Raw genomic sequence first — 15,074 nt, 5'->3', positions numbered from 1 at the left:
CATGAAATTCCTCACTCCAGCAACCACCAATCCGATTGACCGCATGCGCTATGTCGGTCAGCCGACCAACCGCATCGACGGCAAACTCAAGACTACCGGCACGGCGCCCTACGCGTACGAGCATCACAAGGACGTACCGAACGCCGCGCAGGGCTTCGTCGTCGGTTCCGGCATCGCCAAGGGCCGCATCGCATCGATCGATATCGAAGCAGCGCGCCGCGCACCGGGCGTGCTGGCCGTCGTCACCGCCGAGAACGCAGGCAAGCTGGGCAAGGGCGACATGAACACCGCCCACCTGCTGGCCGGTCCGAACATCCAGCACTACCACCAGGCCGTCGCGCTGGTGGTGGCGGAGACGTTCGAGCAGGCGCGCGCTGCTGCGCATCTGGTCAAGGTCAAGTACACGGTCCAGAAGGGCCGCTTCGACCTGGACGCCGAAAAAGGCAATGCCGTCAAACCCGAGGGTGAATCGGATCCGCCGGATACCAAGACGGGCAACTTCGCGCGCGGTTTCGAGACTTCGCCCGTCAAGCTCGACGCCACCTACCACACGCCCGACCAGTCGCACGCGATGATGGAACCGCATGCCTCGACCGCCTTCTGGGAAGGCGACAAGGTCACGGTCTACACGTCGAACCAGATGGTCGCCTGGTGCCGCGGCGACCTTGCCAAGACGCTGGCCATCCCGAAAGAAAAAGTGCGCGTGATCTCGCCGTACGTCGGCGGCGGCTTCGGCTCGAAGCTGTTCCTGCGCGCCGATGCGCTGCTGGCAGCCCTGGGTGCGCGCGCGGCCAAGCGGCCGGTCAAGGTGTCGCTGCACCGCCACCTGATCTTCAACAACACGACGCACCGTCCGGCAACGATCCAGCGCATCCGCATCGGCGCCGGCCGTGACGGCCGCATCATGGCCATCGGCCACGAAACCTGGAACGGCAACCTGCCAAAAGGCAGCGCCGAAGTGGCGACCGCGCAAACGCGCCTGCTGTACGCCGGGGCCGATCGCATGACCGCCACCCGCGTGGCCGAGCTCGATCTGCCGGAAGGCAACGCGATGCGCGCACCGGGCGAAGCGCCGGGCATGATGGCGCTCGAAGTGGCGATGGACGAGATGGCCGAAAAGCTGAACATGGACCCGGTCCAGTTCCGCATCCTGAACGACACCAAGGTCGATCCGGAAAAGCCGATCCGCAAGTTCTCGGAGCGCCGCTACATCGAGTGCATGCGCATGGGCGCCGACAAGTTCGGCTGGGCCAAGCGCAATGCGAAGCCGGGCCAGGTCCGTGAAGGCCGCTGGCTGATTGGCCATGGCGTGGCGTCCGCCTTCCGTAACAGCCCGGTGATGAAATCGGGCGCCCGCGTCAAGCTGGGCACGGATGGCCGCGTGACGGTGGAAACCGACATGACCGATATCGGTACCGGCAGCTACACGATCATCGCGCAGACCACGGCTGAAATGCTGGGCGTGCCGCTCGATCGCATCGATGTGCGCCTGGGCGACTCGGACTTCCCGGCATCGGCGGGTTCGGGTGGCCAGTGGGGCGCCAACAGTTCGACATCGGGCGTGTACGCAGCCTGCGTCAAGCTGCGCGAGCAGATTGCCGCAAAGCTGGGCGTGAACGAAGCCGACGCCGAATTCGTCGACGGCACCGTGCGCGTGGGCAGCAACAGCCAGCCGCTGATCAAGGCGGCGGCCGGTGGCGAACTGGTTGGAGAAGACACGATCGAATTTACCGGCGGCCTGGACAAGAAAAACCAGCTGTCGACCTTTGGCGCGCACTTCGTCGAAGTCGCGGTCGATTCGGTCACCGGTGAGACGCGCGTACGCCGCATGCTGGCCGTGTGCGCAGCCGGCCGTATCCTGAACCCGATGCAGGCACGCAGCCAGGTCATCGGCGGCATGACGATGGGTATCGGCGGCGCGCTGATGGAGCACCTGGTGGTCGACAAGCGCCTGGGCTTCTTCGCCAACCACGACATGGCAACCTACGAGGTCCCGGTGCACGCGGACGTGCCGCACCAGGAAGTTATCTTCCTCAAGGAAGAAGACGAAATCTCGTCGCCCATGAAGGCCAAGGGCATCGGCGAGCTGGGTCTGTGCGGTGTTGCTGCGGCAGTTGCCAACGCGATCTACAACGCAACTGGCGTGCGTGTGCGCGAGTATCCGATCACGCTCGACAAGCTGATCGAAAAGATGCCGCTGTCGGTTTGATGTTGTTCTGAAGTGCCAGTGGCGGAGGCATGATGCCGTTCGCCACATTGCCCTCGTGGCCCCGTCCCCTGGCGGCCATGAGGCGCTCCTCTCTTTTTCCGGTGCACCGAACCCCTCCCCCGCGCCATGCGGAGGCGAACAAAGGCCGAGCCCATGAAATTTACTACCCCTGCTACCACTAATCCCATCGACACGCTGCGCCACGTCGGCAAGCCGTACGACCGCGTCGATGGCCCGCTCAAGTGCACCGGCCAGGCACCGTATGCCTATGAACACCACGCTGCCGTACCGGACGCCGCCCACGGCGTGATGGTCGGCGCCACGATCGCCAAGGGCACGATCGTGAGTATTGACGATGCGGCAGCCCGCCGCGCGCCCGGTGTGCTGGCCGTCGTCACCGCCGCCGACGCCGGCGCACTGGGCAAGGGCCAGAAGAATACGGCCCGGCTCCTGGCCGGGCCCGAGGTCATGCACTACCACCAGGCCGTTGCCCTTGTGGTCGCAGAGACATTCGAGCAGGCGCGCGCCGCCGCCCACCTGGTCAAGGTCAGCTACCGCGAGGCCAAGGGAAGCTTCGATCTGGCCAGCGTCAAGGACAGCGCTACCCCGCCCAAGGGCGAACGCAACGCGCCGCCCGACACCCGCGTCGGCGACTTCGAGCACGCATTCGACAGCGCTCCGGTCAAGCTCGACGCCACCTACACGACGCCCGACCAGGCGCATGCGATGATGGAGCCGCATGCGACCACGGCGCGCTGGGACGGCGACAAGCTCACAGTATGGACCTCGACCCAGATGGTCGACTGGTGCCGCACCGATCTGGCCAAGACGCTCAATATCGGCAAGGACAAGGTGCGCGTCGTCGCGCCCTACATCGGAGGCGGCTTCGGCGGCAAGCTGTTCCTGCGCACCGACGCCGTGCTGGCCGCGCTGGGCGCCCGCGCTGCCGGCCGCCCCGTCAAAGTGGCCCTGCAGCGCCATCAGATCTTCAACAACACGACGCACCGGCCGAAAACCATCCAGCGCCTGCGCATCGGCGTGGGCCGCGACGGCCGGATCCAGGCTATCGGCCATGAAACATGGAACGGCAACCTGCCGGGCGGCCGGCCCGAGGTCGCCACCCAGCAAACGCGCCTCCTGTACGCGGGCGCGCACCGGATGACGGCGACACGCGTGGCCGTGCTGGATCTTCCGGAGGGCAATTCGATGCGCGCACCGGGCGAGGCGCCGGGCATGATGGCGCTGGAAATCGCGATGGATGAACTGGCCGAGAAGCTCGGGATGGACCCGGTGCAGCTGCGCATCCTGAACGACACGAAGGTCGACCCGGAAAAGCCGAACCGTCCATTCTCCGAACGGCGCCTGGTCGAATGCCTGCGCACCGGGGCCGAACGCTTCGGCTGGAAGAATCGCAATGCGAAACCGGCCCAGGTCCGTGAAGGCCAGTGGCTGATCGGGCACGGCGTCGCGGCGGCTTTTCGCAACAGCCCCGTGGTCAAGTCGGCCGCCCGCGTGCGCCTGGGTACGGATGGCATCCTGACCGTCGAAACGGACATGACCGACATCGGCACCGGCAGCTACACGATCATTGCGCAGACGGCTGCCGAGATGCTGGGCCTGCCGCTCGAACGCGTGAAGGTGAAGCTGGGCGACTCGGACTTTCCCGTGTCCGCCGGCTCGGGCGGCCAGTTCGGCGCCAACAGCGCGACGGCCGGCGTGTACGCGGCCTGTGCCAAGCTGCGCGAACAGATCGCGGCCAAAATGAACATGACGGACCCGGTGTTTGCCGACGGCGCCGTACGCGCTGGTGGCGCCAGCCAGCCGCTGGCCAAGGCGGCCGAGGGTGGTGAGCTGGTGGCCGAGGACGTCATCGAATTTGGCGATCTGGCAAAAAAGAACCAGCTCTCGACCTTTGGCGCGCATTTCGTCGAAGTCGCGGTCGACTCAGTCACGGGAGAGACGCGCGTGCGGCGCATGCTGGCTGTCTGCGCGGCCGGCCGTATCCTGAACCCGAAGTCGGCGCGCAGCCAGGTCATTGGCTCGATGACGATGGGTGTGGGCGGCGCGCTGATGGAGCACCTGGTGGTCGACCAGCGCCTGGGCTTTTTTGCCAATCACGACATGGCGACCTACGAGGTGCCCGTGCATGCCGACATCCCGCACCAGGACGTGATTTTCCTCGACGAGGAAGACGAGTATTCGTCGCCGATGAAGGCCAAGGGTGTGGGTGAACTGGGGCTGTGCGGCGTAGCTGCCGCGATTGCCAATGCGGTCTACAACGCCACTGGTGTGCGGGTGCGCGAGTATCCGGTCACGCTCGACAAACTGCTGGAGAAGATGCCGCTGTCGGTGTAGTTTGTTGGGGCCGACGCTGCCGCCGGGATCAGGCTTGCTGGCCGAGCATGTGCCAGGCCATGGCGCAGCAGAGGATCACGACGCAGGCCAGCAGGCCGTAGACGAAAATGCGCATCGACGTGGCCAGGCCGGTCACGGCGCGGTTGGCGTTATCGCCGAGCTTGCCACGCTTGCGCGCGCTATTCATCAGCATCGAAAAAAAGATGAACAGCGTCGCGCAAATCAGGACGACTTTCATAACGGCCTTTGTTTAACTAGGTACGCACGGCCACGAGCACGAGCGCCACGACCGACAGCAGACCGGACAGCGCTGCCGTCGCGCCCATCCACGTCATCTTCTGGCGCTGGGCATCCATCTTGGCGATGAGCTGCGCATTCTGGTCGGCCAGGTTGGCGATGATTTCGGAGGCCGAACGCATCTGGTTGCGCAGATCGGTGATCTCGGCATCATTGCGCTCGACGCTGCGAATCAGGATATCGAACACGTCTTCTTCTTGCCCCGCCATCCCAGGGGCTACGCCCATCGGCTCATCGGGCATGCCTTGCCGGTTGCGGTTGACCGTGTCCCACAGCCGCCGCGCGCCATTGGCCACCTGCGGCGCTGCGCTGATTACGTCGCTCCAAGGAACGGTTCTTAATACTGTCCACCAACCTGCTGCCATACCTGCTCCTCATCAATCGTTGTATTCCTGAGCATACCATTGCGGCGTGCTGCGGCCAAATGCCACACGCGTCGCGCGCCCGCAGAACACGGTGCGACGCGTCCAGCCGCCTTGCGCTACCATTACCCGCATGTGTGGACGAATTGACCAAAGCCAAACGGCCCGTTACTACGCCAGCGTCATGGGCTGGCTCGACGCCGTATATGACAGCGAATCCGAACCGGCCTATAACGTGCCGCCCGGCACGTATCGCCCTGTGCTGCATCTGCAGGACGGCGAGCGGCGCGTGGACGACGTGTACTGGAGCTACCAGGCGCGCTGGGCCAAGGGCAAGGTGCCCGTGACCATCAACGCGCGTATGGACAAACTGGACAACCGCTACTGGCGCGGCCTGCTCAAGTCGGGGCGCGCGCTCGTGCCTGCCTCGGGCTGGTACGAGTGGACGGGCGAAAAAGGCAGCAAGCAGCCGTGGCATATCCACCGCAAGGATGGTGCGCCGCTGTTCATGCTGGCGCTGGCCAACTTTGGCAGTTTTACCGAAAACCGCGCCGAGGCCGGCTTTGTCATCGTGACCGACGACGCCTCGGGTGGCATGCTCGATATCCATGACCGGCGGCCGGTGGTACTCGACGCCCAGGATGCCGAACGCTGGCTCGATCCGGCGCTCTCGAGCGAAGAAGCATTGGCGCTGGCCCGCTCGGCCGCCCTGCCCCCGGATGCATTCGTCTGGCACGAAGTGAGCACGCAGGTCAATCGCGCCGGCGCCGGTGGACCTGAGGTGGCGCAACCCATCGACAGCGACGCCTGAGCCGTCCCGCCGCGCAATCCGGCGGTGCGACTACCCTGAAACCCGGCCGTTGTCTGATCTGGATCGAACCGGGGATGCAACCAAACGTCGTGTTCGCCAGTCTTACCGGATTGCTACCACACGTGAGGTGAATCCATGGGCGAATACATGCAAATCCGGGGCCTGCTGCAAGAGGGTGAAGAATACGCTGGTCTCATCCTTGGCAAAGACGACCCCGACTACCACCTGGTCCTGCTGCCAGGCGACAGCGCGGACGTCAGCTGGCCCACGGCCGCCGACTGGGCCGCCAGCCAGGGCGGCGCCCTGCCCACGCGGCGCGAGCTGGCGCTGCTGTTTGCCAACCTGCGCGAATCATTCCAGCGCGACTGGTACTGGTCCAGCGAACCGCACGCCACGCGCGCCCAGCTGGTCTGGGGGCAGAATTTCGCCAGTGGCATCCAGACCATCTACGGCCGGCCGTACCGCGGGCATGCGCGCGCGGTACGGCGGATCAGTACGGCGGCCTGAACCGCGGGCTGAACCGCGGCCTGACCCGCGTCACAGCGCCGGCACGCTGGAGCGGCCAATTGGCTGCTCCATATTGGCCAGGTACCAGGCCGTCGCCGCCATCAGCGCCACGTTGCGGCGCAGGCTGTCGGGATCGACCTTGTCCAGCGTGTCGGCCGGCGTGTGGTGGATATCGAAATAGTTCGCCGTGTCGACGATCGGCGCGAAGCTTGGCACGCCTGCGCGTTCCAGGCCGGCCAGATCGCCCGTCGCCAGCACATCCTGGCGCTGGAACACGCCGGCGCCGATCGGCTGCAGGGCCGCTTGCAGGGGCGCGAACAGCTTGACCGACTGCGGCGTCACGCTGGCGCGCAGGCCGAACGGGCGGCCAACGCCGTTGTCGCTTTCGATCGCGCCGAAGTGCTTGGCGGCGTTCGCCTGTTCGGCGGCAAGATAGGTGCTCGCGCCGCGCATGCCGTTTTCTTCGTTCATCCAGGCGATGAAGCGGATCGTGCGGCGCGGCCGGTAATCAAGTTTTTTCAGTACGTCGAACACAGCCATCGCACTGGCCACGGCGGCAGCGTCATCGTGCGCGCCGGGCGACAAGTCCCACGAATCGAGGTGGCCCGAGACGATGACGATTTCTTCCGGCTTGTCCGTGCCCGGCAGATCGGCGATCACGTTGAAGCTGTCGGCGTCGGGCAGGTTTTTCGGGGTCAGCACGAGTTTGAGCTTGACCGGGCCGCGTTTGGCCAGGCGCGCCATCAGCATCGCGTCTTCGGCCGTCACGGCGGCTGCCGGGATGCGCGCGTCGTCCGACAGGCCGGACGAACCCGTGTGCGGCAACCGATAAGCAGCGCCACCGACGGAGCGCACCAGTGCGCCGACAGCGCCCAGCTCGGCCGCCAGGCGCGGGCCGTTGCGGCGGTAGTTCGAGCCCGCACCATAGGCCGGGCCGGCCAGGCCGCGGTCGGCCATGTGCTGGTCGAAGGCAACGTCGAACAGAACGATCTTGCCCTTCACTTCGGCAGAGCGCGCCTTGAGTTCCTCGAAACTGTTTAATACCACCACCGGTGCGACGAGTCCCTCGGCCGACGTGGCGCCCGAGCCACCCAGCGCGGTCAGCACGATGCGCTGGGTGATGCCTGCCGGGCGGCCCGTGTAATCGACCAGTTCGCCCGTCTCGATCCCGCGCACCCAGTGCGGCACCTTTACCGGCTGCAGCGTCACCTTCGCGCCCAGCTTGCGCATGGCGTCGGCAACCTGGGTCACTGCTGCCGCTGCGCCAGGCGAACCCGACAGGCGCGGGCCGATCAGGTCGGTCATGTCTTCCGTGCGTTGCCAGGCGTAGTCGCTCGTCATCGCCGATTCGCGGATCTTGACCAGCGCAGCAGGATCGTTGCCGGGACTGGCGGCCAGGGCTGGTGTCACGATCAGCGCGCCAGCGATGGCGCCCAAAATGGGGAGACGGCGAAGATGGCGAACGGGGAAGTTCATGCGGGAATCCTTGCGGTATTGGAAAGATTCAAACAATAGCGCATCCGGCAAGGTTTTGCCCCCACTTTCCTGATGAAGGGGCCAGGCCCAGGCCCGGCTATCAGGCCGCCACCAGGCGCACCAGCGTGATTTCCGACGGCGCGCCGAAGCGCTTCGGCGGGCCCCAGTAGCCGGTGCCACGGCTCGTGTACACCCACATCTCGCGCACCCGGTTCAAGCCAGCCACGAACGGCTGCTGCAGCGGCACGAACAAATTCCACGGGAAGAACTGGCCGCCATGCGTATGGCCCGACAGTTGCAAATCGAACCCTGCGGCCGCTGCCGCCGTCGCGCTGCGCGGCTGGTGCGCGAGCAGCACGCGCGCACCGATGCCGGCCGGCGCGCCGGCCGCTGCGCGTTGCGGATCGCTCTTGTGCTCGGGGTGGAAATGGTGGGCATGATAGTCGGCCACGCCCGCGATCATCAGGCGCGCGTCGCCCTTGTGCACGATCACGTGCTGGTTCATCAGCACATTCAGACCCAGGCGACGCACTTCGACAATCCACTCGAGCGCGCCCGAGTAGTACTCGTGGTTGCCGGTCACGAAATACACGCCATCGCCCGCACGCAGGCGGCCCAGCGGCTCGGTGTGCGGCGCCAGGCGCTGCACGCTGCCGTCGACCAGGTCGCCCGTGACGGCAATCGCGTCCGCTTCCAGCGCGTTGACCTTGTCGACAATCGCATTCAGGTAGGCGCGTTTGATGGTCGGGCCCACGTGCACGTCCGAAATCTGCGCGATCGTGTAGCCGTGCAGCGCTGCGGGCAAGTCGCGGATCGGCACGTCCACCTTGACGATGCGCGCGACCCGGCGCGCGTTGGCATAGCCGATCAACGTCACCGCCAGCGCGACCAGCGGCACCGCCAGCGCGCTGATATACAGCACCGGGGCCGTCACCGCGCCAACGACCATCAGGACGAGCAGCACCAGATCGCGCAGCATGGTGGCGACCAGCAACGACGAGAACAGGCCCATCGACAGCAAGCCGACCCAGGCGACGGCATCGGACCAGCGGCGCCGGCGCATCGAGGCCGACATCAGCCCGACCGGCACCAGGATGCCCAGCAGGCACAACAGTAATCCGGCAATCAGGTTGCCGACCATGCCGAGGGCCAGGTCGGGCAACAGGCGCATGCCGATATACACCAGCAGCATGACCATCAGGAAAAGAACGACAAGGAAGCTTCGGCTTGGACGCATGAGGGAAATAGATGAAAAGCAATAGGAGCTACATGGGGCACATGGGCCGAGATGCAAGCGAGGATGTTACAGACCGGGCATGACTTGTAAAAATCTGTATTAGCAGATGGCACTATTTAAAACCAAGAATATAGTGATTCCTACCCGGTGAGCGAGAACATCATTCCGATCTCCGCCGGGGTAAAAAGGAAAAGCCATGTTGAAATCGAAGACCTTTGGTGCTGTGCTGCTGGCCGCCGTCGCCGTATCGCCGGCGGCAATGGCCGGCGATCGTGGTACGAATACGGCCATCGGCGCCGTGCTCGGTGCAGTCGTTGGCCACACGGTCGGCGGTACCGGCGGCGCGGTGGCGGGCGGTGTGATCGGCGCGGCCGTGGGCAACTCCGTCCACTCGCGCGACGACCGTCGCCACTACGGCGATCGCGGTAACTATTACGACAATCGCGGCGGGTATTACCAGTCGCAACCGGCCTACGTCCAGCAGCGCCCGGTGTACGTGCAGCAGCGCCCTGTGTATGTCCAGCCACGCCCGGTGTACGTGGAATCGCGTCCGGTGTACGTGCAACCGCGACCGGTCTACGTCGAATACCGTGACGGTGGCCGCGGCTGGGACCGTCATGACCGCCGCGACCGTCATGATCGCCATGACCGCTGGGACCGCGATGACCGTCGCGGCTACGGCCGCTAACCCCGAAAGCCGCGCACTGCGCGGCTTTTTCTTTGCCCGCAGCCCAGCCGGGGTCAGGTCTGACATTTGGACACGATCTCAGCTTTAGCCACTTCCAACGTGTCATTCCCAGTATCGGCGGGCCCTTGGCAAGCCAGGTTTGACTTGGCGACTGTCGAGATCGTGTCCGAATGTCAGACCTGACCCTGGCTTTTGCGCTGCGCTATGCCAGTCCTTTCTGCTTCCCTCCGCTTTGCTTCCCCATCGGCGGATTGCGCCATGCTCGGGGGACACCATGTACGACGCAGGCACCGTCATTTCGCTCACCGGCGGCCAATACCGCCTGCGCGAACCGCTGGCCGGGGCCGCCTATGGCGTCGTCTGGCGCGCCGACTGCCTGCACGCCACCGGGGCCGTTGCCCTCAAGCTCGTCAATCTCGACCAGATGGCGCGCGCCCCGGCCGCATTGCGCACCCGCTGGCTGGACAGCGCCAACACCGAGATCGCGTTCCTGCGCAGCCTCGCGCCATGGGATGGCCGCCACATCGTGCGCTTGCTCGACAGTGGCGAGCATCTTGGGCTGCCGGCACTGGCCCTGGAACTGCTCGATGGCGACCTGGCCGCCTACCTGGCGGAGCAAATCGCTGCCGGCCGCACGATCGCGCCGGCACGCGCCTTGGCCTGGACCGGTCAGGTCAACCAGGCGCTGGCCAAAGTCCACGCCAATGGCTGGCGCTACCTCGACCTGAAACCGGGCAACCTGCTGCTCGATCGCGCCGCCGACACCCTCAAGCTTGCCGATTTCGGCACCAACCGGCGCCTGGACGACTTGCGCGCCCATACCTATGCCGGTACCGCCAACTGGCAGGCACCGGAACAGTTCTTCCCCGACGCCGACGGCTACGCCACCGAAGCGCGCACCGACTATTTCGCCCTCGGCGCCCTCTTCTATTACCTCGTCTGCGGCCGCCTGCTGCGTTACAGCAGCACCTGCGGCCAGGCCTGGCAAACGCATGGGCGTGATGGCGCAGCCACGCTGCTGGCCACGCACCAGGCGCGCCCGCCCGTGCTGCAACTCGATGAAGCGGCGCTGTTCGCCAACCACCTGGGCCAGGCCGCCGTGCCGGGCCTGGCGCTGCTGCGCCGCCTTCTGGCCGACAGCCCTGCCGAGCGGCCGCAGCATGCACTGGAAATCAGCCGCCTGCTCGGGCAAGCGACCAGCCTGCTCGGGGCCGAGCCAGCCAGGAGCGCAGCATGACACCCAGCCGCCAGCGCATGTCCTTCGGCGCCGCGACGGTCTCGGTCCTGCTCGCGCTGCTGTGCGCCGTGCAGTTGCTGGCCATCTTGCGCGCGCCTGCCGCGTGGCTCCCGCGCGAGATCGCGGTAACCCTGCAGCCGGGCACATCGATCGTACTGGGCCGCGCGGAACTGGGCGCGCCACGCGCCGCCACGCGCCAGCTGACGCTGCGCCGCGATGCCGGCGGTGCGTGGTGGCTGCGCAATCTGGAGCCGGTCCAGCCGATCGTGCTGCGCCGTGGCGACGCCCGGGTGCGCAGCAGCGACGTGCCGCTGGAGCGCGGTCAACAGATCCAGACCGGCGCCACACGCTTCGAGGTGCTCGCGCAGGATGCCGGCAGCGTGACGCTGTCGAACGGCGAGCGTACCTGGCGCTACGACGGCGCCACGCTGCTGCAGGACGGCGCACTGCAGCCGGCCTGCCCCAACGCGCCCCTCGCCAGCCGCGCGCTCGCGCTGTGGAACCGCGTCACGCCGCCCCCCCTTGGCCTGGCGCGGCCCGTCAGCCTGGGGGGCCTGCTGTACTGCGGCAACCGGCTGGCCAGCAGCACGTTCGAAGCGGGTATTGCGTCGCTGGGGCATCTGCCGGATGGTCGTGTCGCACTGTCCGTACGGGGCGATCAGCCGGTACTCGTCTCGACCGCGCACGGCTGGGAAGACGCTGCCCAGCGCGAGCAGCCGCTGGCGGCCACCGATGCCTTTACCGTCGGCCGCACCGTCTTCACGCTGGCGCCAAACGGCGACATGCTGCACTTGACGCCATCGGGCCAGGTCGCGCTGTACAACGCCCCGCAGGTCCAGTTGCCCGACGCCGTGCGCTGGCAGTGGCAGGAACGCACGCTGTTCACGCTGCCTGCCCCCACGCCGCTGGCCTGGGCCGCCGCGCTAGGCGTGCTGCTGCTGGGTGCGGTCAGTGTACTGCCCCTGCTGCGCCAGCGCGTCGCCCGCGCAAGTGTCGCCATGCCGGTGATTGCGGCACTGATCGCCGCCAGCGCCACACTGCTGCTGGTGGCACAACGCAGCGGCGGCACGCCCGGCGTGGGCGTCTCGCTGCTGCTGGCCTGGGCCACACTGTGGCTGACCCTGCGGTTCCAGGCGCGCATCAGCTTGCTGTCCGCCGCCGCCGTGCTGCTGCTGGGCGCCGGTCTGCTGGTGCAGCTCGAGATGGGCCTTGGCGCAAGCGACACGGCCTGGCTGCGCCATTTCCAGAACTCGACCGCGCTGCTGGGCCTTGGCTTGCCCAGCGCGCTGCTGCTCTTGTCCTCCGTCGGCCGCAACAACCTGTCCCGCCCCGTCACCGAACGCGTGCTCTTGGTCCTGGCCGGGATCGCGCTCGTCGGCGTACTGCTGCAGGTGTGCTTCGGCAGCGAGACGGGCGTGTTCGACATCCAGCCGTTCGAATTCGCGAAGTTCGCGCTGGCCGCGCTCAGCGCCCACTGCCTGGCGCTGGTGGCCGGCGGCGCCACGCACCAGCAGCGCAACTGGCGCTTCTGGCTGCGCATGGCTGCGCCCGTGCTGTTGTTCGTGTTCCTGCTGGCCGTTGCGCTGGTTCGGGTCGATGATTATTCGCCGCTGGTCCTGCTGCTGGTCTGGAGCAGCGCGATGGCCCTGGTCTGGTGCGCGAGCCGTGGCCGGCGCGCGGCCCTTGTCACGACCGCTATCGCCATCTGCCTGCTGATGGCTGGCGGCGCAGCAATGCGCAGCAGCGGCGCATTGCTCGGGGCGATGGGCTTTTACCCTGAACGGTTCCAGGTCTGGAGCGCACCGACCGTCCACCCGCACACGGGCCAGCAGATGCTGCTCGGCGCGCGCGCCATCGCCCAGGGCGGCTGGCTGGGGGCCGACAATGCCTTCGGTCTGGCGGCGCTGGGCGGGGCGGCCGGCGACGCGCTGGCAATCCCCGCGATCCAGGATGACTTTGCGCCCGCCTTCCTGCTGCAGCGCCACGGCCTGGCTGCCGGCCTTGCGCTGTGGACGCTGCAGGCGCTGTTCCTGGTGGCGCTGGTGCGCGTCGCGGCGGGCGCCTGGGGCCGCGCGCTGGCCGCCAACGATTTCCGGCGCGCCTGGCTGGGACGCTTCCAGTGCTTCGCGCTGTGCGGCGGCGCTGCCTTCGTCGCCGGCCATCTGCTGCTGGCGTGGGGCACCAACCTGGCGATGTTCCCAATCATGGGCCAGCCGATGAGTTTTCTGTCGGCTGGCGGCTCGCACCTGCTGTTTTTCATCTGCCCCCTGCTAGCGTTTGGCATGGCAAGCACCCCATTCAACGAGGAGATTCAATCATGCCGGTCTATGTCCAACACGAAGTCCTGGGCAAGGTAGAAGACGTGTTCAACGCCGACGCGCTGTGGCAGGCGCCCGGTCTGTCGCTGTTCTCGCGCCGCGCGCTGCTGCGGGACCTGCTCGAACGCTCGCCGCGCGAACTGCGCGGCCGCGCGGCGACCCGCTGCTTCTCGCATGTGACGCTGGTGCTGCCGCAGGACGACGTCGACGACGACCGTCACCTGACGCGCGGCGCGCGCGTGCGCGACCTGGCGCAGTCGCTGGCCGCGCTGCACCAGAAGGATTTCGGCGACCTGCTCGGCGGCGATGAGGTGCGCTACTTCATTTCGGGCGACGAGCGCATCGCGCCGGGCGAAGTGCAGGTCAAGTTCGGCCACGCCGTCTACCTGCCGGCGCCGGGCGAACAGGTGCAGTACACGGTGACCGCCTCGCGCGACAGCGCGATCTGGCAGCCGGTATGCGCGATCTACCCGAACCAGCGCCTGACCCTCGTTGGCATGGATCCCGCCAACGCCACGTTCGCCGTGCCTGGCTGGCCGTTCGGCCCGGACGGCGGCCTGCTCCTCGTGAATGACGGACCGGAAGCGCCCCTCGAACTGCAGGTGCGCCCGAAAGACAGTTTCGACTGCGTCTTCGACACTGCCAATGGCTACTACGTCCTGCGCGGAAAAGGTGCGAGCGCCCAGCGCCTGCTGCTCAGGATCAGCCGCGCCGGCGCAGCCCTGAAGCCGCCGATGTCGGTGGCGGCTGCGCCTGCAGCCTCAGCTGCCCCAGCCACCGCACTCCAGCGCAGCCCCGCTGTCTGGAAGTCGCGCAGCAGCACGCCGCCGGCCGACCTGACCGCGATGCCGCTGGCAGCGCCAGCGCCCGTGGCCACCCCGGCGCCTGCACCGACGCCAGAAGCCGACGCCACCTATGCGCCCGTCGCGCGCCATCGCATCACGCTGGCCGCGCTGGCCTTGCCGCGCCTGAGCCGCTATCGCGACACGGGTGCACAGGCGCTCGAAGTGGGCCTCGACGCGCAACTCGTACCTGCTGCGCCGGGCAAGGACAACGTGATCCGCTTCGCCATCGACGATGCCGACGAACTGCACGCGATTACGCCGGCCGGTCGCCAGCGTATTGCCGTGCCGTCGCAGTTCTCGCCGATGGACGGGGCCAGCATCGGCCTGCTCGCCGCGCCGCAGTCGATGGCAGAGCGCTACAGCGCCCTCCTGGTGCTGCCGCAAGGCCCGTCGCAACCGGCGGCAGGCGGCTCGCGCCTGACGTTCGGACGCGGCATGCCGTCACTGGCCGCGCTGCGCGTGCTAGATGCGCCGCAGTTCGTGCGCCAGGCCGACGGCGGCGCCGCCAGCGCCGACCGCCTCGGCCTGTCGCGCAGCGCCTTCAGCTGGGAAGCATCTAGCGATGGCCTGCGCGTCGTGCGCCTGTCGCCGAGCCAGGCGCTGTACCACCTGGACGCCGAGCTGACCCTGGTCGCGCAGATCGACGTGGCCACCCAGGATGCCCCTTACCTGATCCCGCCGGGCCACCACCTGGTGGCGGGCCATTATGTGCTGCGCTTCGACGCCTGAGGC

12 protein-coding genes are annotated in these 15,074 nt (G+C 67.2%); 8 read left to right on the top strand and 4 right to left on the bottom strand.

Translation table 11 applies throughout. The features are described 5' to 3' along the window. The first annotated feature begins 1 nt into the window (after position 1). Complete coding sequence (gene paoC / locus AC56LV_RS03860) at positions 2-2,209, top strand: aldehyde oxidoreductase molybdenum-binding subunit PaoC (protein WP_499556120.1); 2,208 nt, start codon at positions 2-4, stop codon at positions 2,207-2,209. 153 nt (positions 2,210-2,362) lie between these two features. Beyond that, positions 2,363-4,564: an aldehyde oxidoreductase molybdenum-binding subunit PaoC gene (paoC, locus tag AC56LV_RS03855; protein WP_499556119.1), complete on the top strand. Its 2,202-nt coding sequence runs from the start codon at positions 2,363-2,365 to the stop codon at positions 4,562-4,564. A 28-nt stretch (positions 4,565-4,592) separates the two neighbouring features. Here paoC (AC56LV_RS03855) and AC56LV_RS03850 read toward each other — a convergent pair whose 3' ends face one another. Further along, positions 4,593-4,802, bottom strand: coding sequence for a hypothetical protein (locus AC56LV_RS03850; RefSeq protein ID WP_183551699.1), 210 nt, complete (start codon positions 4,800-4,802; stop codon positions 4,593-4,595). A 16-nt stretch (positions 4,803-4,818) separates the two neighbouring features. Next, positions 4,819-5,226, bottom strand: a complete 408-nt coding sequence (locus AC56LV_RS03845) for a hypothetical protein (RefSeq protein WP_183551696.1) — start codon at positions 5,224-5,226, stop codon at positions 4,819-4,821. A gap of 130 nt (positions 5,227-5,356) precedes the next feature. Between AC56LV_RS03845 and AC56LV_RS03840 the strand changes: the two genes are divergently transcribed. Beyond that, on the top strand, positions 5,357-6,034 hold the full coding sequence (locus AC56LV_RS03840; RefSeq protein WP_499453421.1) for an SOS response-associated peptidase: 678 nt from the start codon (positions 5,357-5,359) through the stop codon (positions 6,032-6,034). A 135-nt stretch (positions 6,035-6,169) separates the two neighbouring features. Beyond that, entirely contained in the window at positions 6,170-6,541 is a 372-nt protein-coding gene (locus AC56LV_RS03835) for an Lcl C-terminal domain-containing protein (RefSeq protein WP_183551690.1), read from the top strand. 30 nt (positions 6,542-6,571) lie between these two features. On the opposite strand, the gene AC56LV_RS03830 is transcribed toward AC56LV_RS03835, so the two are convergent. Together AC56LV_RS03830 and AC56LV_RS03825 are read right to left on the bottom strand one after the other, a co-directional pair. Beyond that, positions 6,572-8,017 carry a M20/M25/M40 family metallo-hydrolase gene (locus AC56LV_RS03830; protein ID WP_499556118.1) on the bottom strand — a complete coding sequence of 482 codons (1,446 nt, stop codon included), beginning with the start codon at positions 8,015-8,017 and terminating at the stop codon, positions 6,572-6,574. 100 nt (positions 8,018-8,117) lie between these two features. Next, complete coding sequence (locus AC56LV_RS03825) at positions 8,118-9,254, bottom strand: metallophosphoesterase (protein WP_499556117.1); 1,137 nt, start codon at positions 9,252-9,254, stop codon at positions 8,118-8,120. A gap of 196 nt (positions 9,255-9,450) precedes the next feature. On the opposite strand from AC56LV_RS03825, the gene AC56LV_RS03820 reads away from it, so the two are divergent. The 4 genes from AC56LV_RS03820 to AC56LV_RS03805 all read left to right on the top strand — a co-directional run bounded on the left by AC56LV_RS03820 (position 9,451) and on the right by AC56LV_RS03805 (position 15,071). Beyond that, positions 9,451-9,942, top strand: a complete 492-nt coding sequence (locus tag AC56LV_RS03820; RefSeq protein ID WP_499556116.1) for a glycine zipper 2TM domain-containing protein — start codon at positions 9,451-9,453, stop codon at positions 9,940-9,942. 274 nt (positions 9,943-10,216) lie between these two features. After that, positions 10,217-11,179: a protein kinase domain-containing protein gene (locus AC56LV_RS03815; protein ID WP_499556115.1), complete on the top strand. Its 963-nt coding sequence runs from the start codon at positions 10,217-10,219 to the stop codon at positions 11,177-11,179. Continuing rightward, positions 11,176-13,536, top strand: coding sequence for an FtsW/RodA/SpoVE family cell cycle protein (locus tag AC56LV_RS03810; RefSeq protein ID WP_499556114.1), 2,361 nt, complete (start codon positions 11,176-11,178; stop codon positions 13,534-13,536). Before AC56LV_RS03815 ends, AC56LV_RS03810 begins: the two co-directional genes overlap by 4 nt. Continuing rightward, the gene (locus AC56LV_RS03805; protein WP_499556113.1) at positions 13,497-15,071 is read left to right on the top strand and encodes a hypothetical protein; all 1,575 of its coding nucleotides are present in this window, start codon (positions 13,497-13,499) and stop codon (positions 15,069-15,071) included. The genes AC56LV_RS03810 and AC56LV_RS03805 overlap by 40 nt, the downstream gene beginning before the upstream one ends. Positions 15,072-15,074: the final 3 nt, after the last annotated feature.

The organism is Telluria sp. RB2R28 (assembly GCF_059685835.1).
The sequence above is the reverse complement of the archived record's forward strand: the minus strand, read 5'-3'. Positions and strand labels throughout refer to the sequence as shown.